The organism is Bacillus sp. EAC, assembly GCF_002156875.1.
Lineage (GTDB): Bacteria > Bacillota > Bacilli > Bacillales > Bacillaceae_G > Gottfriedia.
The window spans coordinates 103,413-128,967 of sequence record NZ_NCSY01000010.1 but is presented as its reverse complement, the minus strand read 5'-3'; the positions used below and the strand labels follow the sequence as shown (position 1 = coordinate 128,967).

At 33.5% G+C, this 25,555-nt stretch carries 28 protein-coding genes; 20 read left to right on the top strand and 8 right to left on the bottom strand.

Translation table 11 applies throughout. The annotated features are described in order from the left end of the window. Nucleotides 1-662: 662 nt before the first annotated feature. Nucleotides 663-902, bottom strand: a complete 240-nt coding sequence (locus B7R65_RS16695; protein ID WP_088043971.1) for a glutaredoxin domain-containing protein — start codon at nucleotides 900-902, stop codon at nucleotides 663-665. Nucleotides 903-1,176: 274 nt separating this feature from the next. On the opposite strand from B7R65_RS16695, the gene B7R65_RS16690 reads away from it, so the two are divergent. From B7R65_RS16690 to B7R65_RS16645, 10 genes are all read left to right on the top strand, one after another. Next, complete coding sequence (locus B7R65_RS16690) at nucleotides 1,177-1,413, top strand: YkuJ family protein (protein ID WP_088043970.1); 237 nt, start codon at nucleotides 1,177-1,179, stop codon at nucleotides 1,411-1,413. Nucleotides 1,414-1,592: 179 nt separating this feature from the next. Further along, nucleotides 1,593-2,066 carry a ribonuclease H-like YkuK family protein gene (locus B7R65_RS16685; RefSeq protein WP_088044077.1) on the top strand — a complete coding sequence of 158 codons (474 nt, stop codon included), beginning with the start codon at nucleotides 1,593-1,595 and terminating at the stop codon, nucleotides 2,064-2,066. A gap of 54 nt (nucleotides 2,067-2,120) precedes the next feature. After that, nucleotides 2,121-2,312, top strand: coding sequence for an antirepressor AbbA (abbA, locus tag B7R65_RS16680; RefSeq protein WP_088043969.1), 192 nt, complete (start codon nucleotides 2,121-2,123; stop codon nucleotides 2,310-2,312). A 282-nt stretch (nucleotides 2,313-2,594) separates the two neighbouring features. Beyond that, nucleotides 2,595-3,041 (top strand): cyclic-di-AMP-binding protein CbpB, encoded by a 447-nt coding sequence (cbpB, locus tag B7R65_RS16675; protein ID WP_088043968.1) that lies wholly within the window; start codon nucleotides 2,595-2,597, stop codon nucleotides 3,039-3,041. Between the two features lie 213 nt (nucleotides 3,042-3,254). Then, nucleotides 3,255-4,124, top strand: a complete 870-nt coding sequence (locus tag B7R65_RS16670) for a transcriptional regulator CcpC (RefSeq protein ID WP_142288270.1) — start codon at nucleotides 3,255-3,257, stop codon at nucleotides 4,122-4,124. 84 nt (nucleotides 4,125-4,208) lie between these two features. Beyond that, nucleotides 4,209-4,925, top strand: coding sequence for a 2,3,4,5-tetrahydropyridine-2,6-dicarboxylate N-acetyltransferase (gene dapD / locus B7R65_RS16665; RefSeq protein WP_088043966.1), 717 nt, complete (start codon nucleotides 4,209-4,211; stop codon nucleotides 4,923-4,925). A 245-nt stretch (nucleotides 4,926-5,170) separates the two neighbouring features. Further along, nucleotides 5,171-6,286 carry an N-acetyldiaminopimelate deacetylase gene (locus B7R65_RS16660; RefSeq protein WP_088043965.1) on the top strand — a complete coding sequence of 372 codons (1,116 nt, stop codon included), beginning with the start codon at nucleotides 5,171-5,173 and terminating at the stop codon, nucleotides 6,284-6,286. 112 nt (nucleotides 6,287-6,398) lie between these two features. Next, nucleotides 6,399-6,941 carry a peroxiredoxin gene (locus B7R65_RS16655; protein WP_088043964.1) on the top strand — a complete coding sequence of 181 codons (543 nt, stop codon included), beginning with the start codon at nucleotides 6,399-6,401 and terminating at the stop codon, nucleotides 6,939-6,941. A 389-nt stretch (nucleotides 6,942-7,330) separates the two neighbouring features. Next, nucleotides 7,331-7,786 carry a TlpA family protein disulfide reductase gene (locus tag B7R65_RS16650; RefSeq protein WP_088043963.1) on the top strand — a complete coding sequence of 152 codons (456 nt, stop codon included), beginning with the start codon at nucleotides 7,331-7,333 and terminating at the stop codon, nucleotides 7,784-7,786. A gap of 133 nt (nucleotides 7,787-7,919) precedes the next feature. Further along, nucleotides 7,920-8,954 (top strand): cytochrome d ubiquinol oxidase subunit II, encoded by a 1,035-nt coding sequence (locus tag B7R65_RS16645; RefSeq protein WP_088043962.1) that lies wholly within the window; start codon nucleotides 7,920-7,922, stop codon nucleotides 8,952-8,954. A gap of 290 nt (nucleotides 8,955-9,244) precedes the next feature. On the opposite strand, the gene rnjA is transcribed toward B7R65_RS16645, so the two are convergent. Together rnjA and B7R65_RS16635 are read right to left on the bottom strand one after the other, a co-directional pair. Beyond that, nucleotides 9,245-10,912: a ribonuclease J1 gene (gene rnjA, locus B7R65_RS16640; protein ID WP_088043961.1), complete on the bottom strand. Its 1,668-nt coding sequence runs from the start codon at nucleotides 10,910-10,912 to the stop codon at nucleotides 9,245-9,247. A gap of 3 nt (nucleotides 10,913-10,915) precedes the next feature. Next, nucleotides 10,916-11,128 (bottom strand): DNA-dependent RNA polymerase subunit epsilon, encoded by a 213-nt coding sequence (locus B7R65_RS16635; protein WP_088043960.1) that lies wholly within the window; start codon nucleotides 11,126-11,128, stop codon nucleotides 10,916-10,918. A 591-nt stretch (nucleotides 11,129-11,719) separates the two neighbouring features. Here B7R65_RS16635 and B7R65_RS16630 point away from each other — a divergent pair. Both B7R65_RS16630 and B7R65_RS16625 read left to right on the top strand, forming a co-directional pair. Beyond that, nucleotides 11,720-12,628, top strand: coding sequence for a DMT family transporter (locus tag B7R65_RS16630; RefSeq protein WP_088043959.1), 909 nt, complete (start codon nucleotides 11,720-11,722; stop codon nucleotides 12,626-12,628). A gap of 12 nt (nucleotides 12,629-12,640) precedes the next feature. Continuing rightward, nucleotides 12,641-13,414: a Cof-type HAD-IIB family hydrolase gene (locus B7R65_RS16625; RefSeq protein WP_088043958.1), complete on the top strand. Its 774-nt coding sequence runs from the start codon at nucleotides 12,641-12,643 to the stop codon at nucleotides 13,412-13,414. 59 nt (nucleotides 13,415-13,473) lie between these two features. On the opposite strand, the gene def is transcribed toward B7R65_RS16625, so the two are convergent. Further along, nucleotides 13,474-14,034 carry a peptide deformylase gene (gene def, locus B7R65_RS16620; RefSeq protein ID WP_088043957.1) on the bottom strand — a complete coding sequence of 187 codons (561 nt, stop codon included), beginning with the start codon at nucleotides 14,032-14,034 and terminating at the stop codon, nucleotides 13,474-13,476. Between the two features lie 189 nt (nucleotides 14,035-14,223). Next, entirely contained in the window at nucleotides 14,224-14,355 is a 132-nt protein-coding gene (locus B7R65_RS16615; protein WP_088043956.1) for a YjcZ family sporulation protein, read from the bottom strand. Between the two features lie 163 nt (nucleotides 14,356-14,518). Here B7R65_RS16615 and B7R65_RS16610 point away from each other — a divergent pair, with 163 nt between their 5' ends. From B7R65_RS16610 to lpdA, 5 genes are all read left to right on the top strand, one after another. After that, the gene (locus B7R65_RS16610) at nucleotides 14,519-15,166 is read left to right on the top strand and encodes a YkyA family protein (RefSeq protein ID WP_088043955.1); all 648 of its coding nucleotides are present in this window, start codon (nucleotides 14,519-14,521) and stop codon (nucleotides 15,164-15,166) included. A 475-nt stretch (nucleotides 15,167-15,641) separates the two neighbouring features. After that, nucleotides 15,642-16,721 carry a pyruvate dehydrogenase (acetyl-transferring) E1 component subunit alpha gene (pdhA, locus tag B7R65_RS16605; RefSeq protein WP_373419592.1) on the top strand — a complete coding sequence of 360 codons (1,080 nt, stop codon included), beginning with the start codon at nucleotides 15,642-15,644 and terminating at the stop codon, nucleotides 16,719-16,721. Nucleotides 16,722-16,724: 3 nt separating this feature from the next. Continuing rightward, on the top strand, nucleotides 16,725-17,702 hold the full coding sequence (locus tag B7R65_RS16600) for an alpha-ketoacid dehydrogenase subunit beta (protein ID WP_088043954.1): 978 nt from the start codon (nucleotides 16,725-16,727) through the stop codon (nucleotides 17,700-17,702). Nucleotides 17,703-17,822: 120 nt separating this feature from the next. Next, nucleotides 17,823-19,178, top strand: a complete 1,356-nt coding sequence (locus tag B7R65_RS16595) for a dihydrolipoamide acetyltransferase family protein (protein WP_088044075.1) — start codon at nucleotides 17,823-17,825, stop codon at nucleotides 19,176-19,178. Nucleotides 19,179-19,183: 5 nt separating this feature from the next. Next, entirely contained in the window at nucleotides 19,184-20,596 is a 1,413-nt protein-coding gene (lpdA, locus tag B7R65_RS16590; protein WP_088043953.1) for a dihydrolipoyl dehydrogenase, read from the top strand. Nucleotides 20,597-21,167: 571 nt separating this feature from the next. Here the strand turns inward: lpdA and B7R65_RS16580 are convergent. Continuing rightward, a complete protein-coding gene (locus B7R65_RS16580; protein WP_088043951.1) occupies nucleotides 21,168-21,572 on the bottom strand; it encodes a DUF1885 family protein in 405 nt (134 codons plus the stop codon). 151 nt (nucleotides 21,573-21,723) lie between these two features. On the opposite strand from B7R65_RS16580, the gene B7R65_RS16575 reads away from it, so the two are divergent. Together B7R65_RS16575 and B7R65_RS16570 are read left to right on the top strand one after the other, a co-directional pair. Beyond that, on the top strand, nucleotides 21,724-22,017 hold the full coding sequence (locus B7R65_RS16575) for a DUF3055 domain-containing protein (RefSeq protein ID WP_088043950.1): 294 nt from the start codon (nucleotides 21,724-21,726) through the stop codon (nucleotides 22,015-22,017). Nucleotides 22,018-22,186: 169 nt separating this feature from the next. Further along, on the top strand, nucleotides 22,187-22,309 hold the full coding sequence (locus B7R65_RS16570) for a GapA-binding peptide SR1P (protein WP_088043949.1): 123 nt from the start codon (nucleotides 22,187-22,189) through the stop codon (nucleotides 22,307-22,309). Nucleotides 22,310-22,377: 68 nt separating this feature from the next. On the opposite strand, the gene B7R65_RS16565 is transcribed toward B7R65_RS16570, so the two are convergent. Further along, complete coding sequence (locus B7R65_RS16565) at nucleotides 22,378-23,208, bottom strand: protein-glutamine gamma-glutamyltransferase (RefSeq protein WP_179194905.1); 831 nt, start codon at nucleotides 23,206-23,208, stop codon at nucleotides 22,378-22,380. A 343-nt stretch (nucleotides 23,209-23,551) separates the two neighbouring features. Further along, on the bottom strand, nucleotides 23,552-25,003 hold the full coding sequence (locus B7R65_RS16560; RefSeq protein WP_088043947.1) for an aminotransferase class I/II-fold pyridoxal phosphate-dependent enzyme: 1,452 nt from the start codon (nucleotides 25,001-25,003) through the stop codon (nucleotides 23,552-23,554). 275 nt (nucleotides 25,004-25,278) lie between these two features. Here B7R65_RS16560 and B7R65_RS16555 point away from each other — a divergent pair, with 275 nt between their 5' ends. After that, nucleotides 25,279-25,548, top strand: coding sequence for a UPF0223 family protein (locus B7R65_RS16555; RefSeq protein WP_088043946.1), 270 nt, complete (start codon nucleotides 25,279-25,281; stop codon nucleotides 25,546-25,548). The last annotated feature ends 7 nt before the right edge of the window (nucleotides 25,549-25,555 follow it).

The following is a 25,555-nucleotide window of genomic DNA, read 5'->3' as shown; positions in this document are numbered from 1 at the left end:
AAATATTTTGTTATATCAAACTGAAAAACGAAGAAGAAGATTGGAACGGAAGGTGCGAGACTACTGTGGGAGCTGCGGACTGGTGAGACCTCGCAGGCGCGAACGCGGCGAGGAGGCTAAAGCAGCTAAAGCAGCTAAAGCAGCCCGCCCAACGGAAAGCGAGCATCCTGGAGTGAAAATCTACAATTTTCTATGCCTTTTTTCACTCAGAACACGGATATATCAACAAAACTAAAAGTCCAAACACTATGCGATTTGGTCTCAAAATTAGTATCCAATTTCTAATATTTCTCCACAAAAACGGAACTATTTATTGTATAAGACAGTTCTTTTATTTTGAGTTTTTTATAAAAACAATTGTCATCTTTTGTAAAAAAGATGAGAACTATTTTTGTAGTAAATAGGTTTTTAAAAGTGATACGATTATTGAAAGACGGGTTATCTTTTGAGGGAGGATATACTTTGAAAGGGCTATTACCAAAGATTTTTATCGTATCATCGATCATGTTTTTTGCCTTTCATTTTATTGGAGTTGGATAATCAAGTAATTTATTAAGCCTATTTTAACATAACAAATATAGTATGAATTCAAACAAGCAATAAAAAACACCTTTAAAAACTTAAAGGTGTTTTTTATTGTGCACTTTTTCAAGTATTAAATATTATTGATTATTTTTCTGTAATGCAGCTTCAATTTGTTCAATTTGAACTCCACGAATAATTTCATCATTTATAATTAATGTCGGAGTTGAGAATGATTCAAGTTCAAACATCATTCGATTTTTAGCATTTTGATCTTTTGATACATTGTATTCTTCAAAAGAAAGATTAGCTTCTTTTAAATAATTTTTTAGAAATTCACATGGGGGACAACCATCCTGTGTAAATAATTCGATTCGCATTTATCTTCATCCTTTTTTTTATAATTTCGCTTTATATTAATAAATATGTTCTTAATCTTAATCTTATCTAAAAAAATAATAGGAATAAAGAGATTTGCTTTAGGATTCATAATATAAAATACAAGTATATTTCACTTGTATTTATTTAAAAATACAAGTATTCTTATTAATGGACACTTACATAACTTGATTCTATCGAAAATTTTATGGATAGAAATTGTAAGAAAGTATAACCTATATTTAGGAATGACACATGGTAGAAAGGAGTTCTAATATGTCTTTATTATTAGGAATTTTAGAACGCTTAGAAAGTTTAAAACAACAAGCAACGAACGGTGAGGTTGCTCAAAGATTCTTTGAAGTGAATGGCGAAAGAAAATGTAGTGTGAAGTATTCAGAAAAAAATGAAACTTTTGAATTAGAAGTATTTCAACAAGGTGAAAAGCCACAAACTTTCCCATTCGATAATATCGATATGGTAGCGATTGAAATATACGAAATCATTTCTTAAAAAGTTTAAAGAAAAACAAGCGAAAGCTTGTTTTTTTTTATGCAAAAATAGTTCATAGTTTTTCGGTCGTGCTAATCCCAATTTATTTTGAATACATTAATATGTATTGTTTATGAACAGGGGAGGTAAAAACGGTGAATAAAGATCAATATAGATTTTATAATGTTAGCGAAAGAAACATGAGTTTTGATCAAGTTGTTTCTAGATTATATCATTTTGTAAAATGTGATCCGAATAAACAGTATCGCCTCTCAATTGGAACTGATTCACAAGTTCATAGTAATGGGACAAAGTTTATTACAGCCTTACATCTGCATAGGGTTGGCAATGGTGCCTGGGGATGTTTACATACATGTTGGCACAATCGTAAAATTAGAAATTTAAAAGAAAAAATATTTTTAGAAACTATGTATAGTCAAGAGATTGCATTTTTGTTAACACCCTTTTATTTAGAAAAAATTTTTAGTCCACTCCATGAAAATGCTAACCCCAATAATTTTAGTTTTGAGATTCATTTAGATATTGGCACTTCTGGACTTACAAAAGAATTTATACAAGAAATGACTTCGAAAGTAAGTGCAATGGGAATTATCCCAAAGATAAAACCAGATTCATATACAGCATTTAGTTATGCAAATAAATTTACAAAATAAAAAGTTTAAAGTATTTAAACATTGATTAAAATGAGAATTAGGAGGGATTGATGAATGCTAGGAGAACAAAATTTCACAGAAGACGAGTTGTATCTATTAGTAGATACTGTTATGAAACAAAACTATGCAATTGAACTAATTTCATCTCAAATAACTGATATTGAAAATGGTCTAATGGATGCAGGTGAAGATCAATATGAAAGACTTGTACACTTGTATCAAAAATTAAGGGATTTGGGGTTATGAAGTATTATATAAATAAGGCGTTTAGATAAATGAAACTATTTATCTAAACGTTTTTTTTGTCATTTAAATAGTAATTTGATGCATTGGAAAGGCATACAAAATCTGATAAGATGGTAAATAGGACAATGTCCTCGAAATTTTTTTTAGTATATGAATAGAATCTGTACAAATGACTAACTACAGAGCCAAAATTCAAATGATAATACCTATTAATTTGAATGAATTGGAATAATCTTTTTAATTGAAAAGGTGCTCTGTATGATTCCATTGGGGGACGATGTTTTGATTAGTATTGATGGTCAACAATTTTTTGAACATAAACTAGATGAAGTAATTATTTCAAGTGAAAAAGTAGCACATGTCCAAATTGGTAACAGCCTAGAACATGCTTTATTAGTACTTACTAAATCTGGATACTCTTCCATTCCAGTTTTAAATCCAAAGTTTCAATTACTGGGATTAATTAGTACTTCTATGATATTGGACAGAATTTTAGGATTAGAAAGAATTGAATTTGAGAGACTTAATAATATGAAAGTAGAAGAAGTCATGTGTAAAGAGTTTCCTTTATTAAAAACAACTGATACGCTTGCCAAAGGACTTGAATCTGTCATAGACCATCCTTTTGTTTGTGTAGTAGGTGATGAGTTTACATTTGAAGGTATCTTGACTAGACGAGCGATATTAAAACAAGTGAACAAAAGTGTAAGAAGATATAATAAACATTAAATTGATAAAAAAGTAGGTCAATCAATTGGCTTACTTTTTTTATCATATATTCAGTTTGGTAGTTGGGAATTTTTTCTCATCGGATAATCGGTATACTACACCTAAAAAAGCGTGAAGAGGAATTTCTTCAAGGAGGTAAAGAGCGGAATCTAGTAATATCACCTAACAATTGCAAGAGATAGATCGAACGAGATCATGTAAGGGGGAATGATTTTGCAAATTGATGATATTCGATTAATGATCACTTTAGCAGAAGAGAAAAATATGCGAAAAGCAGCGGAGAGATTATTTGTTTCACAGCCTGCACTTAGTCAAAGATTACAAAATTTAGAAAAACAAATTGGTAGTGAACTTTTTATTCGATCACAAAAAGGATTAATAATCACTGCTTCAGGTGAGATTATATTAAACTATGCAAAAAGAATGGAAGACACATACCAAAGTATGCTAGAACAACTTCAAATATTAAATTCTGATATTTCAGGAACTTTAAAAATTGCAGTTTCTTCCGTTGTTGCGCAATATTGGCTTCCTCCTGTATTAAAACAATATGTATCGCAATTTCCAGATGTACAAGTTTCGATTTTTACTGGGTGGAGTAGTGAAATAACTAACAGATTATATGAAAATGAAGTACATCTTGCAATTTTAAGAGGCAATCAAAATTGGTTTGGAGAAAAAGAATTGCTTTTTTCAGATGAATTACTTTTAGTCGATACAAAGAAACATGACTTAGCTGATTATAAAGAGATTCAAAGACCATTTATTCAATTTAAAAGTAACTCAAACTATTATCAATTAATTCAATCATGGTGGTACGAGCATTTTAATTCACTACCAAAACATGAAATAGTTGTAGATCAAATTGAAACTTGTAAACAATTTGTCTTAAATGGACTAGGTTTTGCAATTCTACCTTCTTCAGCACTACATGATGTAAGAGAAGATAACCTCATAAAAACACCTTTGTATTCAAAGGAACAAGCACGTCTATATAGGGATACATACTTATTATACAATCGTGATGCAATGAAATTAAAACAAGTAGAAGGTTTTATTAAGTCGATTCGAAAAAAAAAATAATGTTTACTTCACAAAATGTTGCTAGTTAGGTACTTGTTTTGATAGAGTAATCTTATTGATAAACTAAAGGAGGCAACAATCATTATGAAATTAATGGATGCAAATGAAATTATTGCTTTTATTGCAAATAGCACAAAAAAAACACCTGTAAAGGTTTATGTTAAAGGTCAATTGGACAAGTTGACAATTTCTGAATCTGTTCAGTCATTTATTTCTCAAAACTCAGGCGTATTATTCGGTGAGTGGGATGATGTGAAAGTGATTTTAGAAGAGCAAAAAGAATACATAGAAGATTATGTAGTTGAATCTGATCGTCGTAATTCAGCGATTCCATTATTAGATGCAAAAGGAATCAAAGCTCGTATTGAGCCAGGAGCAATTATACGTGACCAAGTAACAATTGGTGATAACTCAGTTATTATGATGGGTGCAGTCATTAATATCGGAGCTGTAATTGGCGAAGGCACAATGATTGATATGAATGCTGTACTTGGTGGTCGCGCAACTACTGGTAAAAACTGTCACGTTGGTGCTGGTGCTGTTTTAGCTGGTGTAATTGAGCCACCTTCTGCAAACCCAGTAATTCTTGAAGATAATGTATTAGTAGGCGCAAACGCAGTAGTACTTGAAGGTATTAAAGTTGGAGAAGGTGCGGTTGTCGCTGCGGGTGCAATTGTAACTGAAGATGTAGCACCATATACAGTAGTTGCAGGAGTTCCAGCTAGAAAAATTAAAGATATTGATGATAAAACAGTTTCAAAGACTGAAATTATCCAAGCTTTACGTCAATTAAACCAATAATAACAACAATTTTAATGCGTAGAATTTTTATTCTACGCTTCAATAAGTAGACAAGTACATATAAGGAACATATTCAGACTGATTGAAAACGTTTGTCTTTCGAGGCGCAAAGCTTGATGAGGAGGGGAGTTACCATTGACGGTAATGAGCACCGCAAGAAGGCAAAGCAACAAAGAAAGCGAGCGTTTGTCAACAGTCTGAAGCGTAGAATTTTCATTCTACGCTTTTTTTTGGAGGTGCAATAAATGGAAGCATTTGTGAAAATAAGAAGAGATTTACATCAAATTCCTGAACTAGGTTTTCAAGAATATAAAACACAGGCCTATTTGCTCGAATATTTGACTTCACTTAATCAAAAACGTTTAATTGTGCAAACTTGGAAAACCGGAATTTTTGTGAGAGTGAAAGGGTTAGATCCTAAAAAAACAATAGGTTATCGTACAGATATTGATGGTTTACCAATGAAAGAAGCAACTGGGCTCCCTTTTTCTTCGACTCACGAAGGTAGGATGCATGCCTGTGGTCATGATGTACATATGAGTATCGCATTAGGAGTACTTACAAATTTAGTGGAGAATCCAATTGATGATGACGTAGTATTTATCTTTCAACCTGCTGAGGAAGGTCCAGGTGGAGCTGAACCGTTATTAATTAGTGAGGAATTTAAATCGTTTAAACCTGATGAAATTTATGCGATTCATATCGCTCCTGAATACCCAGTAGGAACAATTGCTACTAAACCGGGAATGCTTTTCGCACATACATCAGAGCTATTTATCGATTTTCATGGATTAAGTGGTCATGCAGCTTTTCCTCATTTAACGAATGATATGATCGTTGCTTCTGGTCATTTTATCACTCAACTTCAATCAATTGTTTCAAGAAATGTAAATCCTTTAGATAGTGCAGTCATTACGATTGGAAAGATTACAGGTGGAACGGTTCAAAACGTTATCGCTGACCATGTTCGTTTAGAAGGTACTATGAGAGCACTAACAGAAGAAGCAATGATGAAATTAAAAGATAGGGTATTAAGCCTTGTGAATGGATTTCAAGAGAGCTTTCAGTGTAAAATAGATGTAGATTTTGGTAGTAATTATTATGGAGTAATAAATAATGAATCCCTTACGAATGAATTTTTTGATTTTGCGAGACAATATAGTGGTGTCGAAGCGATTGAGTGTAAGGTAGCGATGACTGGCGAGGATTTTGGGTATATGACAAAAGAAATGCCTGGAATGATGTTTTGGGTTGGTGTAGATTCAAGTTATGGACTGCATAATCAAAAGTTAAATCCAGATGAAAATGTCATTCCTATAATGATTCAATTTATTACCGACTTTTTCATGAAAAAGGGATGAAAATAGTTTTCACTTAATAATAATTATAAATTAAGATTGACTTTAAAAAAGTAGTTTACTATAATATCATATGTATGATAATTAACTACATAAATTATTGGAGGTAATCATAATGGCAGAACGTTTAGTAGGAAAACAAGCACCACGCTTTGAAATGGAAGCAGTATTACCAAATAAAGAATTTGGTAAAGTAAGTTTAGAAGAAAACATGAAAAATGATAAATGGACAGTATTATACTTCTATCCAATGGACTTTACATTCGTTTGTCCAACAGAAATCATTGCTTTATCTGAGCGATATGATGAGTTTGAAGACCTTGATGCTGAAGTTGTTGGTGTATCTACAGATACAATCCACACTCACTTAGCTTGGATTAACACTGACCGTAAAGAAAATGGTTTAGGTCAATTAAGATATGCATTAGGTGCTGATACTAACCACGCGATTTCTCGTGACTATGGCGTGCTAATCGAAGAAGAAGGTATCGCTTTACGTGGTTTATTCATCATTAGCCCAGAAGGCGAATTAATGTACCAAGTAGTTCACCACAATAATATTGGTCGTGAAGTTGATGAAGTACTACGTGTGCTTCAGGCACTTCAAACTGGTGGACTTTGCCCAGCTAACTGGAAACCAGGACAAGCTACACTATAATTTTTTATAAAACGAATTATTAATGAAGGTCTAACAATTTGTTAGGCCTTTTCAATACATAAGAATCGAAAAGTGGAAGCGGCTTGCTTAGCCCCGACAAGCATAAGAAAAAGAACAATGAAGGTTGGTTTTTAACCTTCAATGGGCTTTAGCTTATGACCTCGAGGGGCTAGCCGCTGGAACTAGACAATACGAAAAGTGGAAGCGGCTTAGTAAAGATGAAGTCATGCTAAAACCACGACGTCCTGTCGTAACGCATGCATGACCCACATCCTGTGGGCCCACAAGCATAAGAAAAAGAACAATGAAGGTTGGTTTGTAACCTTCAATGGGCTTTAGCTTATGACCTCGAGGGGCGAGCCGAAGGAATTAGACAGGAGGAAACAGAAATGAGATTACGTTCGCCTATGCCTGAATTAAACGGTGCAACTACAGTGTTAAATGGGGAAGTTCAAAAAGAGGATTTAATTGGTCAACAACCAACTTTAATCCATTTTTGGTCAGTTAGTTGCCATCTGTGTAAAGTTGCAATGCCAAATATCAACGCGTTTAGAGATGAATATATAGATCGATTAAATGTAGTAAGTGTTCATATGCCTAGATCAGAAGATGACTTGGATATTGATAAAATTAAACAAGTTGCAGAAGAACATGGAATTACTCAAACTATTTTAGTCGATAATGAACATTCAATCACAGATGCATTTGAAAACAAATATGTGCCTTCATATTATGTATTCGATAAAACAGGTGTTTTACGTCATTTCCAAGCTGGAGAAGGCGGTATGCCGATGTTAGAAAAACGTGTTAATCGTGTACTTGATGAAGCTGCGAAAGTAGAGTAATAATTAGAAATAGAGACTTTAATAGTCTCTTTTTTTGTTATTTAATCGGAATATAGAACAATTAGAATTTTATCGGTATAATTAAGAAGAATAACTATTATTAAATGGAAATTTTTTGTAGGAGGAAATAAGTTTGGAAATACAAACGATTGCAATCTTTATCCTATGGTTGTTTCTATATGCCTACATGATTATTGCCTCGATAGACTTTGGTGCAGGGTTTTATGCTTTTTATGCAATTTCAACAAAAGAAGAGCCAAAGCTAATAGGACTAATTAATCGACACCTGTCATCAATTTGGGAATTAGCTACGTTATTCTTCATTTTCTTTTTTGTAGGCGTAGTTGGTATCTTTCCAAGGGTTGCATATTATTATGGAGTTCCTCTATTAGTACCAGGGTGTGTAGCAATGATTTTCTTAGCTATTAGGGGATCTTTTTATACCTTTCAGCAATATGGAGGGAAAAGGAGTAAATATTTTTTACTTTTATATGGTGCGACTAGCTTATTAATACCAGTTACCTTATCTACAGTTTTAACGATCTCTGAAGGTGGGTTTATTATTGAAAACGGTACGGATATTCGATTCTACCCGTTAAAATTAATTACCAATTTCTATTCTTTGTCTGTTATGTTGTTAGCAGTATGCTCAGTATTATTTATAAGTGCGATGTTTTTAATTTACTCTGCAAAACTAATAGAGGATTCAGAATCGGAGAATAAGTTAAGGAAATACGTACTTGTATGGTCTTTTCCAACAATTATTTCAAGTATTATCGTATTCGCTTCAATGAAATTACATAATGGTATACATTTTGAACGAATGCATAATGTTTGGGGGTATTTTCTAACTTCATTAGTTTGCTTCAGTATTGCAATTTTTCTTGTTATTAAAAGAAAAAGGTACGGGGTAGCTTTTATGCTTGTTTTATTACAATATTTCTTTGCATTTTTTGGGTATGGAGTAAGCCATTTACCCTATATTTTATATCCATATTTGAGGTTGGAAACAAGCTTTGCTAAAAGCCATCTAGCATATATTTTGATCATTTTATTTGTCATATTTTTAATCGGAATTACAATTTATTTTATTTTCTTAATGATTAATAAACCTATTTTCCAGAAGTTATACTTAAAAGACTACGAAAAAAATGATGTGATAAAATAATAGGCTCAGTGGATTTATTGTAATCATTTAGTATATAGGCTGCTTTCGTAATTTTTATTGCTTTCAAAAAAGTAAGTCGTCGATTTCCACTTCAGGGTGCTCGCTTTCCGTGGGGCTTACGATGAGCCTCCTCGGCTAGCCTTTGGGATCTCATTTGTCCTGCTATTCCACAGGATTCTTACCGCAGAGTACTTTAACAAAACTGTTTTATACCAACCGTTTTTAGAAATGAGCAAAAAAAGAAGAAGCTTAATAGTAATTAAGCTTCTTCTTTTTTACTGTATTTAGATTTACACTTCCATAATGATTGGAAGAATCATTGGTTTACGCTTTGTTTTTTCATAAAGGAATGGTGATAAAGTATCTGTAATTTCGTTTTTAATTTCAGACCATTGTGAAGTTTTACGATCCATAATTTTATTTAAATGAGAAGAAATCATAGCTTGTGCTTCATTAATTAAATCGCCACTTTCTCTCATATATACGAATCCACGAGAAATGATGTCTGGTCCAGCAGATATTTTAAATTCCTTCATGTCGATACTCACGACAACGATTACAAGACCTTCTTCAGAAAGAATTCTACGATCACGTAAAACGATATTTCCGATATCACCAATACCGCTTCCGTCAATATATACATTTCCTGAAGGAACTTTACCAGCTACCATTGCCTCATCTGCACGTAGGGCAAGAACTTCACCATTGTCCATAATGAAACAGTTTTCTTCTGGTACACCACAATCCATAGCAAGCTTAGCATGCATTCTTTGCATTCTGTACTCACCGTGAATTGGCATGAAATATTTAGGCTTCATTAAACGAAGCATTAATTTTTGTTCTTCTTGTCCACCATGTCCACTTGTATGGATATCATTAAGAGATCCGTGGATAACCTCTGCACCAGCACGGTATAACAAGTTGATCGTACGGTTTACACTCATCGTATTACCTGGAATTGGTGAAGACGAGAATACGACTGTATCTCCAGGGATAATTTGGATCTGACGATGAGTACCATTAGCTATTCTAGATAGTGCGGCCATAGGCTCACCTTGACTACCTGTACATAGAATAACAATCTGATTTGCAGGGATACGATTAATTTGACTAGCATCAATAAACGTATCTTTTGGACATTTTATGTATCCTAAATCATGACCGATTTCAATATTTGCTTCCATGCTACGCCCGAAGACAGCAATTTTTCGTCCAGTAGCGATTGCAGATTCTACAACTTGTTGAAGACGGTGAATATTAGAAGCGAAAGTAGCAAAAATGATACGACCATCTACCTTACGGAAAATTTCACTGATCGTGTCACCGACTTTTCTTTCTGACATCGTAAAGTGAGAAACCTCACTGTTCGTACTATCTGAAAGTAGGCATAACACACCTTCTTTTCCTATTTCAGCCATTTTCGTTAAATTAGCCGAATCTCCAACTGGTGTGAAATCAAATTTAAAATCTCCTGTATGAACAACCTGTCCTTGTGGTGTTTTAACGACGATACCATAACAATCTGGAATACTATGTGTAGTACGATAAAAAGTAACACTAGTTTTTCTGAATTTAATGATGTCATCTTCTTTGATTTCTATTAACTTAGCTTTTCGCAATAGACCGTGCTCTTCAAGTTTATTTTTGATTAAAGCTAAGGCTAGTTTACCACCGTAAATTGGAATATTTAATTCTCTTAGTAAATACGGGATACCACCAATGTGGTCTTCATGTCCATGTGTAATAAATAAACCTTTAATTTTTTCCTCATTTCGAACTAAATAGGAATAATCAGGTATAACATAGTCTATCCCAAGTAGTTCATCTTCAGGGAATTTGATTCCGGCATCGATTAGTATAATTTCATCTTGGTATTGTACTGCGTATGTATTTTTTCCAATTTCCCCTAAGCCGCCTAGTGCGAATACGGCCGCTTGATCATTTTTAAGAAATTTCATAAATTACACAAGCTCCAAAATTTTAAAGCTTTCACTTTGTTTTTCGAATTCAAGATGAGCGCCGGTTAAAGCTTGTACTAACTCAATGTTATAATTGAAAGGTGTTAATTTCGCACGAACTTCTCTTTCACTTTCAGCTTCAACATAAACTGTTTTTGTTTTTTCTCTTACAGGTACCTCTAAAGGTAGCTCCTGATAGTATACTTTAAAAATCATTTAAATCTCTCCTTGTCAATTCACTATCTTCTCAATATTATAAGGGATATTCTATATATTTTCATTCTTTTTATTGCATAATGCCTAAATTACGCTCATTTTAAAAGTTTATTTGAAATTATAGAGATATATTTCTTCTTTTTTAATAATTGTTTTAGCCGTTTTTTTAATCTATTTCGAAGTTTACGTAACATTAGTTTTACCTCCTATACTCGAAAATAAACTATGTGAAGCGAACACGGACATAAGATAATTTATGTTTAGTATTTATCGAAAAAACATTTTCATACAATATAAGGGGAAAAGAAGTTAAAATAGATGGTATCTAATAATTTCTCTCTGTTAATGTTTATTGTTGAAATTAAACAAAACGCATTGTTCTAAAACATTTAACAGGATTGGAAGGAAAGAGTTTATAAAGAGATTTGATTAAAGTGGAAGGTGCGATACTCCTGCGATCGTAGTGAGAAGGGTGAGATCCCGAAGGCTTGCCAATTAGGCTTAGCTAACGCGCCGCAAAAAAGGGAGCATACTGTAACGGAAAATCAACAATATATTTTAACAGTGATATTAATTTAAGGAGAGAATACTATGAAGAAATTATATGCCGCCTTATTTTTGTTAAGCATTATCTGGAGTACATCATTTCTATTTATAAAACTACTACTAAATGATATAAGTCCAGAAGGGATAGTATTTTATCGATGTTTGTTTGGTTCGCTAACTTTATTAATCATAATGTTAGTTAAAAAAGTAAAAATTGAATATAAGAATCTCCCTAAGTTTAGTTTAATCATTGCAATATCTTTATTTAATCATGCAATACCGTGGTTATTTTTATCCTTAAGCGAAACACACCTCCAAAGCAATCAGGCTGCGATGCTGAACGCATTTACTCCAATTGCGACACTTGTGATTGGTTATTTCTTCTTTTCTCAAAAAATACTTAAAAACCAATGGATTGGTTTAATTGTCGGGATCATAGGTGTAGGTATTATGATGAATATAAATCTATCAACAATATTGTCCAATAATATATTCTATTCACTTTTAATGATTTTTGTAACGTTCTGTTATGGGCTCGGATCCCATTTAACTAAAAAATACTTACAAAATATTGATGTATTAATTGTATCTTTCTTAACGCTAGGAATTTCAGCTGTATTCGGCTTTTTCTACATGATTATTGCTGGAAAAGGAACTTTAAAACCATTCATAGAGTTACATGTTTTTGGAGGAGTAATTGGACTTGGTATTTTATGTTCTGGGTTGGCATATTTACTATTTTATTATATGGTTAAAGAGGGAAGTGCAGAATTTGCTACAATGGTTACTTATATTGTACCAGTATTTGCTTCCATATGGGGATTCTTATTTTTAAAGGAGCCATTATCCTTAAAAATGATTGCAGGATTACTAATCGTTTTAATTGGTGTTTATATTTCAAATAGTAAAAAAAAGATAAAGATAAAGAGCACAAAAGCTAATGCGGCATCATGAGAGGAGAATAAAATGTCAAAACCAATTGTATTTTTTGATATAGATGGAACCATCTTAAATCATGAAAAAGTAATTCCAAATAGTACAAAAGAAGCTATTATGGAACTTCAGAAGAAGGATATTCATGTAGCAATAGCTACTGGACGTGCGCCATTTATGTTTGAGGAAATTCGTGAAGAATTGAACATTAAAAGTTTTGTCAGTCTAAATGGTCAATATGCTGAATTTGAAGGTGAAACTGTTCATACACACGCGTTACATCCTGAAGAACTACATTTATTCACTGAAAAAGCGAATGAATTAAATATTCCACTAGTTTATTTAAATAATGAAACAATGAGGGCCTCTACTGTCACACACCCACATATTATGGAAGCGATGAATTCAATTAAAATGAATATTCCAGAAGCACAAAGCGATTTTTATCATAATCGTGATATTTATCAAGTTTTACTATTCTGTGAAGAACAAAATGAAGCTAATCTTACAAATGGTTTTAGTCAATTTAATTTCATTCGTTGGCATGATTTCTCTACTGATGTATTACCAATCGGTGGATCTAAAGCAAATGGAATACTACAAATGGTGAAACATTTAGGAATCGATATAAAAGATGTATTTGCTTTTGGTGATGGATTAAACGATTTAGAGATGATTGAGACTGTTGGTACTGGAATTGCAATGGGGAATGCTGTAGAGCCATTAAAGAAACTTGCGAACCATGTAACAACTAGTGTAGAAGAAGATGGAATCTTAAATGGTTTAAAGTGGGCTGGATTATTATAAAGTTTTACCAAGAAGAAAAGAAGCTATTGATATCAATAGCTTCTTTTTTATCGATAAAATTATGCATCTCTATCTAATGGGGAAGAACCTTCTGGTGCTGAAAATGGATTTGTTTTATCAATTCGATCATAAAACATAACACCATTTAAATGATCGATCTCATGCTGAAAACAAATAGCTGGTAATCCTTTTAGACGAATTTTCACTTCGCCTAATCTTGTATCAAATCCTGATACAGTAATCCTAGCGTATCGAGGAACATAACCTTGTACATCTCGGTCAACTGATAAACAGCCTTCTCCCCCAGCTAAGTACACTTGTTCAACTGAGTGACTCACAATTTTGGGATTTAATAAAGCATAACTAAATAAATTTCCTTGTAAATCATGGACATGTACACCAATTGCCCTTTTGAGAATACCGATTTGGGGTGCAGCTAATCCAATACCAGAACGTAAGCTATACTCTTGAGAAATTTCAGGGTTCTGGCTATTTATAACATATTCTAATAAAGAATTTGCTAAATTTATATCATCCATTGATGGTGGTAGACTGACCTCAGCTGCGACTTCTCTTAACCTAGGATCGCCTTCACGGATAATATCTTTCATTGTAATCAAATGATTCACTCCTAACCTAAATTCTTGCAATACTTGATATGTAAAAATTATTAGTAATAATAGTCTAACAAATCTTATTGAAGTTGTCAGTATAGCACCGTTTATTATGAAATTAAAAAGGAGCGAATAAAATTCGCTCCCTACAGTTTGTGGTTATACATAAAATATAGAGGGTGTTAAGTGTAATTCTTAGATTAGAAAAGCAGCACCTACGATAATTAATAAAATGAATAGAACAACGATTAATGCGAATCCACTACCGTAACCACATCCACCATAGCCACCGTATCCGCCTTTTCCACCGTATCCGTAACCGTACATAATATAACCTCCCTTTAAGGTGTTTCCGCAAGTAGCGGATACTACAAAATATGAAAAACTAAGTAAAGTGTGTGGGTAAGTGACTAACTTTATTTCGGAAGCGTATAAAAAGTCTAAAAAGATGCAATATGAAAACAATACATAAAAAAAAATAGGTGAAATCATGCATAAAAAAACGCTTAGAGTATTCATGGTATTGATGCTCTTTTTCATAATTTGTTCAGCTTGTGAATCACAACAAAAGCATAAGAATTTACTTTTTGATCAATTAAATAAAATAACAAAAATGGAAAAAAAATTTGAAAAAGCGGGGGAACATATACAGGAATTAGAAATAAAAGAACTGGAGTCATATGAAAAAATTTTTTCGTTCAAGATTTCGGATGTTGCCAAAAGGCAAGAAACCGCAAAAAATGCAGTAAATTTGTTGAAAGAACGAAGAGGGCGAATAGAGAATGAATCAAAATTAATTCATGATATAGACATAAAAATCGAAGAACTTCAAACAATAAATATTGAAACAAAAGATGAAGAGTTTCGAGATCAAGTAAATCAGTTCGTGCAAACTTGGAAAAAGAGAACAGGGTTGTACGACCAATTAAATAAAAAATACAAGGAAGCAATTGAGATTGACCTTAGGATATATAACTTATTATCTCAGAAAAAAGTTGATTTGAAGAATGTTAAAAGTATGACAAAGAACACAAATACTGTTTATAAAGATGTTATAAAACTAAATGATAAACTAAATCTTTATACTCAGAAATTAAATAATGAGAGAAAAGTGTTATATGAAAAATATGGTAAATAAGTGTGTTTTATTAGGTTTTATCGAAAAAAATCGTTGTAGTACAGTTTGTGAAACGTGTAAAAAAAACATGGGAATTAGCTATTGAAGTATAATTTACGGGAAGTTCTTTTATTGTATAACAGATAGGTGTTTCAACGGTGATACAGATTATTTTTCAAGTCTGAAAAATGTTAAAAAACCATGAGGGAAATAATACAACAAAATATTTGACGAGTTTGTGAACGTGCGATAAACTGTACTAGTATTCAACGTTGTACTAATGTAATACACAATTAGAATAAGTACAGTTTTTAATTATGAGTGGATCGGATTGGTATCACTGATAATTATTATCTGAAATTACACAAATGGATATTGTTAATAAATAATAGGCTCCATAATAAAGAAGGGTGTGGGTTTAGTGGCAACTACTACGAAGAAAGTAGATGGAAAGGAAAAAACAGAAATGAAGAATAAACAAACTGTTTCTGAATTAATGGATCAAATGCTTCAATTTGGTGATTCAGTTGGAACTCTTCAAATTTTAAATGAAGAGGGCGAAATCGTTAATGAAGCAGCTATGCCTGAATTATCTGATGAGCAATTAAAAGAATTAATGAAGCGTATGGTATGGACTCGAGTTCTTGATCAACGCTCAATTTCATTAAATAGACAAGGTCGTTTAGGTTTCTACGCTCCAACAGCTGGTCAAGAAGCTTCACAATTAGCGAGCCATTTTGCTCTTGAAAAAGAAGACTTTATCTTACCTGGTTACCGTGATGTGCCTCAAATGCTTTGGCACGGATTCCCATTATATAAAGCATTTTTATGGTCACGTGGACATTTTGTAGGAAGTCAAATTCCTGAAGATGTAAATACATTGTTCCCACAAATTATTATTGGTGCACAAATTATTCAAGCTGCAGGTGTTGCACTTGGTATGAAGTTAAAGGGGCAAAAATCTGTTGCCATTACATATACAGGTGACGGTGGAGCTTCTCAAGGTGATTTCTACGAAGGTATGAACTTTGCTGGTGCTTATAATGCTCCTGCGATTTTCGTTGTTCAAAATAACAGATACGCAATCTCAACTCCTGTTTCTAAGCAGTCAAAAGCTAAAACGATTGCTCAAAAAGCAATTGCAGTAGGTATTGCTGGTATTCAAGTTGATGGAATGGATCCGTTAGCAGTATATGCAGCTACATCTGAAGCTCGTAAACGTGCAATCAATGGTGAAGGTCCAACATTAATCGAAACATTAACATTCCGTTATGGACCACATACAATGGCTGGTGATGACCCTACTCGTTACCGTACTAAAGATACTGAGAATGAGTGGGAAGCAAAAGATCCAATCGTTCGTTTCCGTAAATTCTTAGAGAAAAAAGGTCTTTGGACTGAAGAAGAAGAAAATGCAGTTATCGAAGAAGCAAAAGAAGCAATTAAAGATGCAATTAAACTTGCTGACCAAGAGCCAAAACAAAAAGTTACTGATTTAATGGCAAATATGTTCGAAACGAAAACGAGTAATTTAGAAGAGCAATATGCAATTTATAAAGAGAAGGAGTCGAAGTAAGTCATGGCGCAAATGACAATGATTCAAGCTATCACAGATGCATTACGCGTTGAAATGAAGAACGATCCAACTGTTGTGGTATTCGGTGAGGACGTTGGATTAAACGGCGGTGTATTCCGTGCAACTGAAGGTTTACAAGCAGAATTCGGTGAACAACGTGTATTCGATACACCACTTGCTGAGTCAGGAATAGGTGGATTAGCAATTGGTCTAGGAACTCAAGGCTTCCGTCCTGTACCAGAAATTCAATTCTTCGGATTTTTATTTGAAATTATGGACTCAATCGCTAGTCAAGCTGCTCGTATGCGTTACCGTACAAGTGGTCGTTTTACTTCACCAATTACTTTCCGTTCACCATTTGGTGGAGGAGTACACACACCAGAAATGCATGCGGATAGTTTAGAAGGATTAATGGCTCAAACTCCTGGTTTAAAAGTAGTTATTCCATCAACACCTAAGGATGCAAAAGGACTTTTAATTTCATCTATTCGTGATAATGATCCAGTTATCTATTTAGAGCACATGAAATTATATCGTTCATTCCGTGAAGATGTACCTGAAGGTGATTACACAATCGAATTAGGTAAAGCGGATATTAAACGTGAAGGTAAAGACGTATCTGTATTTGCTTACGGTGCAATGGTTCACGCTGCATTAAAAGCAGCTGAAGAATTAGAAAAAGAAGGGGTTTCAGTTGAAGTTGTAGACTTACGTACTGTGCACCCATTAGATATCGATGCAATCGTTGCATCTGTTGAGAAAACTGGCCGTGCTGTTGTTGTTCAAGAAGCACAAAGACAAGCTGGTATTGCTGCAAATGTAGTTGCTGAAATTAATGATCGTTGTATCCTTTCATTAGAAGCACCAGTTGTACGTATTACTGCAGCTGACACAGTATTCCCATTCTCAGAAGCAGAAACTGTTTGGTTACCAAACCATAAAGATGTAGTTGAAGGTATTCAAAAAGTATTAAACTTCTAATAAGTGTGTAACAAAAATAGTGAAAGGTATTTGATGTATTCATCAATACCTTTCTTACATTATAGATGAGAATTTAAAAATATTAACTTTGTTCGGAGGTAGAAATCTGTGTCAAACTCAGTGGCAAGTCTATTTGAATTTAGATTACCAGATATCGGTGAAGGTATTCACGAAGGTGAAATTGTAAAATGGTTTATTAAAGCAGGCGACGAAATAAATGAAGATGATATCATTTGTGAAGTTCAAAACGATAAATCAGTAGTTGAAATTCCATCACCTGTAAAAGGAAAAGTTTTAGAAGTTATAGTTAGCGAAGGAACAGTAGCAGTTGTTGGTGACGTTTTAGTACGTTTAGATGCACCTGGTTATGAAAACATAAGCTTTAAAGGTCAACATGCTGAAGAAGCTCCAACAACTACTCCAGTACCAGAAGCTGCTGACGCGGTTCAAGCAAAAGTACAAGAATCTTATGAGCAAAACGAACCAAAAACTGATGCTGCACCACTTTCACCAGTTGCTGCAATTGAACCAAAAGCTCATGTAATTGCAATGCCATCTGTACGTAAATATGCGCGTGAGAAAAACGTAGATTTACGTATCGTACCGGGTTCAGCTAAAAATGGTCGTGTAACAAAACAAGACGTAGATGCATTCTTACTAGGTGGAGTAGCACCGGCAGCTGCAGCACAAACTGAAGTTGCTGTTGAAGTAGTTACAGAAACTCCAGCTGCTAAACAGGAAGCTCCAAAAGCAATGCCAACTCCTGAAGGTGCATACCCTGAAACTCGTGAAAAAATGAGTGGGATCCGTAAAGCAATTGCAAAAGCAATGGTTAACTCTAAACACACTGCTCCACACGTAACATTAATGGATGAAGTAGATGTAACGAAATTAGTTGCTAGCCGTAAAAAATATAAAGAAGTTGCAGCTGCACAAGGTATCAAATTAACATTCTTACCTTATGTTGTTAAAGCGTTAACTTCTGCATTACGTAAATTCCCAGCATTAAATACATCAATCGATGATGCTACTAGCGAAATCGTACACAAACATTACTATAACATCGGTATTGCTGCAGATACTGATAAAGGTTTATTAGTACCAGTTGTTAAAGATGCTGACCGTAAAGCTATTTTCTCAATTTCTGCTGAAATTAACGAGTTAGCTACAAAAGCTCGTGATGGAAAATTAGCTCCTGCTGAAATGAAAGGTGCAACTTGCACAATTTCAAATATCGGTTCTGCTGGTGGACAATGGTTTACACCTGTAATTAACCACCCAGAAGTAGCTATTTTAGGTATTGGTCGTATCGCTGAAAAACCTGTTGTAATAAATGGAGAAATCGCAGTTGCTCCAGTATTAGCGTTATCATTAAGCTTTGACCACCGTATGATCGATGGTGCAACGGCTCAAAACGCTTTAAACCATATTAAACGATTATTAAATGATCCAGAATTATTATTAATGGAGGCGTAAGATAAATGGTAGTAGGAGATTTTGCAATTGAACTAGATACGGTCGTTATCGGTGCCGGTCCTGGTGGTTACGTTGCTGCTATCCGTGCAGCTCAACTTGGACAAAAAGTTGCTGTAATTGAAAAAGGTACACTTGGTGGTGTATGTCTAAATGTTGGTTGTATACCTTCTAAAGCATTAATTACGGCAGGTCACCGTTATGAAACTGCAATGCATTCAGAAGACATTGGTATAACTGCTGAGAACGTAAAAGTTGATTTTACAAAAGTTCAAGCATGGAAAAGCAGTGTTGTTTCAAAATTAACTGGTGGCGTTGCTGGTTTATTAAAAGGTAACAAAGTAGAAGTTATTTCAGGGGAAGCATATTTTAATGACACAAATTCTATTCGTGTAATTAATGATGATTCAGCTCAAACATATACTTTTAACAATGCGATTATCGCTACAGGTTCTACTCCAATCGAAATTCCAGGTTTTAAATGGAGCAAACGTGTAATTGATTCTACAGGTGCATTAAACCTAACTGAAATTCCAAAAAAATTAGTTGTTATCGGTGGCGGCTATATAGGTATGGAATTAGGTACTGCTTATGCTAATTTTGGTACACATGTAACAATTCTTGAAGCTGGTGATGAAATCTTAAATGGTTTTGAAAAATCAATGAGCTCAATTGTTAAGCGTGGATTAAAGAAAAAAGGTAATGTAGATATCGTGACAAAAGCGTTTGGTAAAGGCGTTGAAGAACGTGAAGATGGCGTTACTGTTAAGTTCGAAACAAATGGTGAAATGAAGGAAATCGATGCTGATTACGTTTTAGTAACAGTTGGACGATTCCCTAACTCTCGTGAAATCGGTTTAGAAAATATCGGTGTTGAAATTAACGAACGTGGTGTAATTACAACAGATAAACAAGCTCGTACAACAGTTAAAAATATTTATGCAATTGGCGATGTAATTGCTGGACCTCCATTAGCTCATAAAGCTTCTTATGAAGGTAAAGTAGCTGCAGAAGCAATTAGTGGAATGACAAGTGAAATTGAATATTTAGCGATCCCTGCAGTAGTATTTACTGATCCAGAACTAGCTACTGTTGGATACACTAAAAAACAAGCTGATGAAGAAGGATTAGATGTAAAAGTTTCAAAATTCCCATTTGGTGGAAATGGACGCGCATTATCACTAAACTCTACAGATGGTTTCGTTCAGCTAATTTCACGTAAAGAAGATGGCGTACTAGTTGGTGCTCAAGTAGCTGGTGTTAATGCATCAGATATTATATCTGAGCTTGGACTTGCAATCGAAGCGTGTATGAGTGTTGAAGATATTGCTCAAACAATTCATGCTCATCCTACATTAGGTGAAATCTCAATGGAAGCCGCTGAATTAGCAATGGGTCATCCAATTCACGTATTAAAATAATACGAAAAGTGGAGCGCTTTCTCTAAAGCTTCCGCAAGCAAAAGAAAAGGATCAGTAAAGGTTGGTTTTTAACCTTTGCTGGTCCTTGTTTTATGAGCTCGATCAACTAACGCCTTGAACTAGACAGTACGAATTGTGGAGGCGTCTTTGCTAAAACCACGACTGTTATTTGTTTTTTGACCTCAAGGGTCTTGGCCCAGAAACAAGAAATAAATCAAAAAAACCTCCTATTAATTTAGTAGGTTTTTTTGCATGTTAAAAGTTTAATCCGCATAACGTTTAAATAACACAATTTTTATTGAGAGGTTGAATGGTGGTGTCGTTTCCTGTGAGAAAGCCAATTATTGTTTTATTCATACATCAAATTTTTTGGATCGGATTTTCTTTTGTATTGTATTTATCAAAAAGAGATCAAATACATTCAAAAATCATTTTATTTTTAGTGTTTTTTTTTCAACTTTATCTTATAGCTCAGTATGTTGGAAACAGCAAAAAAGCAAGTATTATGATTACTTGCTTCAATGCTAGCATATTTTTCTTTTGTCAAATGATCATTAATATGTTTTAATCTTTATCTTTTGTAAAAATACATAATTCTCTTATTAAATAATTCTAATTTACCTTCTACTTTTTGGGCTAAAAATCTGCAAAACTCATTCGCTTTACCTTTATCACCATAAGTTGAATTAGGCAAAAGTGTAATAACAATATTTTTGTCATCTTGAACTGATACAACAAAGTGATTATATCTGGGATCATTACTATCATTACTTTGTAAGTAAAGAGCATCTTGATCATCCAATTTTTTTGTAGAGATATTATATGGAAAGGAAGCACTTTCGTATTTCCAATCAACTTGTTGCCCTATTTTATTTGATGATTGTATGTAGTCATTAATTAAGTTTTTTAATAAATCTAAATTTGCCTCTTCATATTTTGATTTATCCATTAATTGAATGGTAGCTTGTTGAACCATTTATATTTCCCCCTAAGTTGTCTTTCCAAAAAACTTTTCATTAGTAATATCATAACATTATTTCAAATTTTTAGACAAGTATTCGGAATGAATTTCACAATCACATCATAAGTATAGACTTACAACACAAATGTGAGGAGTGGAAAATAATATGTTTGAAAAATTATATGATGATATCGAAAATCCTAGAGTAAGATTTGTTGGTTTTATCGCTAATGACATAAGATACGATATAGGCATTGTATACACGAACATGTTCTTCGGGAAACCACTCGTCATTTGCATGCAATCCCGTCAATGTATTGTATTAGATCGACAAGATGTCTCATTTCCTAGTCAATTAAAATTCCTTTGCAAATTGAAAAGTGAAGAGGAGGCAATGCAACTGGCTGAGTATTTAGCAGACTGGTTACCAGCTCCTAGAATTGAAGAGAGTTACGAATAGGAAAATAATAATGTGACATACTAATTAGGTAATTAATACAATGTATTAAAAGGGATGCACTCATTAAATAAAAAATATGAGTTATACTTATTTGCCTATTGCGTAAATAAGTATAACACTTTATAATGAGGATAGTTAATTGATACATCATTATGAAAGGGGTTACAAGATGGGAACGTTCGTATGTAAATGTTGTGATAAAACAGTAGGTCATTTCGAGGATGAGAAAGTTACAACGTTATATGTTAAAGATTGTGAGCATTGTGAGCCGTCTTCTGAAGAAACTTGTTAATATTAAATAATTATCTAATTAAATAAGATAAACATGATAAAGAGGGTACCTATAGGTACCCTCTATTTTTATGCGATTTGAGACTGATCTCCAATTCGAGCAGTAATTACCTCACTCGAAACGACTTTCGAACTTACAGGAATCAGCTTTGAATCATCTTTTAGATAACTTGCCATTTCATCAGCATCTATTCTTGTGTTTAAGTTCGTTAAGAAGGCTGTTATCATCGCAAAAGGATATCGATGCATATTTAAGTGGAATATGATCTCTGGAAGTGTACGAATTCCGATGCCATGCCCATAATAATAACCACTTCCCATTACAACGGTATTTTCACCTTGCCACTCAGGGGTCATTGGATCTACTTGAGGGTTTTTAATATAAACGATATCTCCAGGAGCAGGTCGATCTACTTCTGATGTACGAATAGCTAAGTTTTGATCGTAATTCCAAGTATATAAATATAAGCCTTGGAATAATTGATCAAATATTTCATAACCGTATAAGTCCAATAATGCCTTATAGAAAATCATAACCATAGCAGTAGCACACTCTGTTGCATAAAATTGTCCATTTCTAAAAATATCATAAATACCTGCTGACGCTCTTACACCTGGCCTAAGTCTGAAACCACCTTGTGGTGTACGAAACCAAAACATTGGATTACAATAAGCTTTTCTAAAAACCCTAAATTGCATATTGCTCGCAAGCAATTCTTTTGATGCCTTAATAATATAAGTACGTAAAGTTAAGTCGAATGATAATTCTCGATTCGATTTATAAATATTTGATTTTCTACTATCCGTTAATCCTTTTAGAATTTCTCGAAAAAGCGGGTTGCTTGAATCTTCACTATTTTTTAATGAAGCCTGAACAATTTTATTATTCACGACTATCATAGGTTCACATCCTATCATTATTGCAATTTTCAATATGAATTAATGTAATTACGTTACCTATCATATGCCCAATTAATGTAGATGTGATTTTCATAACAAAAAAACTAGGATATTTTTTCCTAGTCTTCTTAAACATTCTATTATTTTATTTATAGGGTAGTAATTTTTGTTGCGATTTAAAAAGATTTTCAATCATGAATGATCACTTTTAATTGAACGACACTGAGCCTCCTTAGTTACAATCACGTACATTCCAACAGGAGGCTCGCATCTCCCGCAACAATTCTATAATAACTCCTGCTGTAACAGAACTTAATATAAATAATCAATTAATGGAACCTATTTATTTAATGACCTTTAAAGTTAATAATTCTTCGTCCTCTGGACCTTGCACCGGTAGACCAGCTTCAATGTTCTTCTTAATATAAATTAAATTTTCAAGTGTTATTTCTTCACCAGGTAAGAATATAGGAATTCCTGGCGGATAGACCATCACAAACTCTGCGATAATTCGTCCAACTGATTCCTCTAAAGGAACAGATTCTGTTTCTGAATAAAATGCATCTCGAGGTGAAACTGCTAAGTTAGGAATTGTAGGGATTGTGACATCTAAGTTCATATAGTTCTTTGAAATAGGAAATTCTTGAACTAGTATTTCGAAAGCGTGAACTAATTTGTCAATAGCTTCACTGCTATCACCAGACGTAAGAATACAAAGAACATTATATAAATCTGACATCTCAACTTCGATATTAAAGCGTTCTCTTAGCCACACTTCTACATCGTGACCAGTGATCCCTAATTTTTTTACACTAATTAATAGTTTAGTAGGATCGAAATGATATGTAGCTTCTTTACCGACTAACTCATAACCTGGGCTATATAATCCATCAATTTTATTTATTTTGTTTCGAGCTTCATTTGCTAATCTAATTGTATCTGAAATTAAATCTTCTCCAAAGGTAGCTAATCGTTTTCTGGCTACATCCAATGAAGCAAGCAATAAATATGAAGTTGAAGTCGTTGTAAGCATACTTAAAACAGATTGTACTCTGTGGACATTCACAATGCCTTCTTTTACGTTTAATATTGAACTTTGGGTCAATGAGCCACCAAGCTTATGAACACTCGTAGCAGCCATGTCAGCGCCTGCTTGCATGGCTGATATTGGAAGTTCATGATGGAAATGGATATGTACGCCATGAGCTTCATCTACTAAAACGGCAATTCCATGAGAATGTGCTAAATCTACGATGCTTTTTAAATCAGCCACAAAGCCAAAGTATGTAGGATTAATTACCAAAACTGCTTTTGCATCAGGATGGCTTAAAATTGCTTCTTTTACAGCATTAGTTGTAATTCCGTGAGATATACCTAACTCAATATCAATTTCTGGATGCACAAATATTGGTGTTGCACCAGAAAAAATGATGGCAGACAATACGGATTTATGTACATTTCTAGGTACGATAATTTTATCACCAGGCCCACAAACACTCATCACCATTGTCATTATAGCCCCACTAGTACCTTGTACTGAAAAGAAAGTATAATCAGCACCAAAAGCCTCAGCTGCAAGATCTTGTGCTTGTTTTATTTTACCTTTCGGATGATGTAAATCATCTAAAGGAGCAATGTTGATTAAATCGATGGATAGCGCGTTATCGCCTATAAACTCTCTAAATTCAGGATCCATTCCATTTCCTTTTTTATGACCTGGAATATGGAACTGAATTGGATCCTTCTTTGCATGCTCTAATAAAGAAGAAAACAACGGTGTTTCATTTTGGTTCATTTAACATACACCCCATTTATGAATAATAGTGTTTTTCGGAAGTGGTATGTTTGTAAACAAATCAAATGTTTACTCTCATTAAGTTATAAACTGTTTTACCTTCATTTGAAAAACAAAAAAATTATATCATTCTATGAATTTTCTGTATAGAAAAAAATAGTAAAGATATGAAATATTATTCATTCAAATGAAATTATATCAATATTTAATAGAAGAAAAGAAAATGATATATATGTTAATATGTATGAGATAAATTGTTTTTAGGAGTGGTACAAATGGATTATCAATACCCAATACTTTATGATTGGAGTACAAATGAAACAATCGAAGTTATACAGTTTTACTCATCTATTGAAAAAGCTTATGAAAAAGGAATTAACCGAGACGAATTAATGTCAGCATATAAGCAATTTAAAACGATTGTTCCTAGTATTGCAGATGAAAAGAAATTATGCGGCGAATTAGAAGAATTATCAGGGTACTCAGCATATCGAGTAATGCAAAAAGCAAAGAGTGCATCACCAGGTGAGAAAATAAAAATGTAAAAAAAGG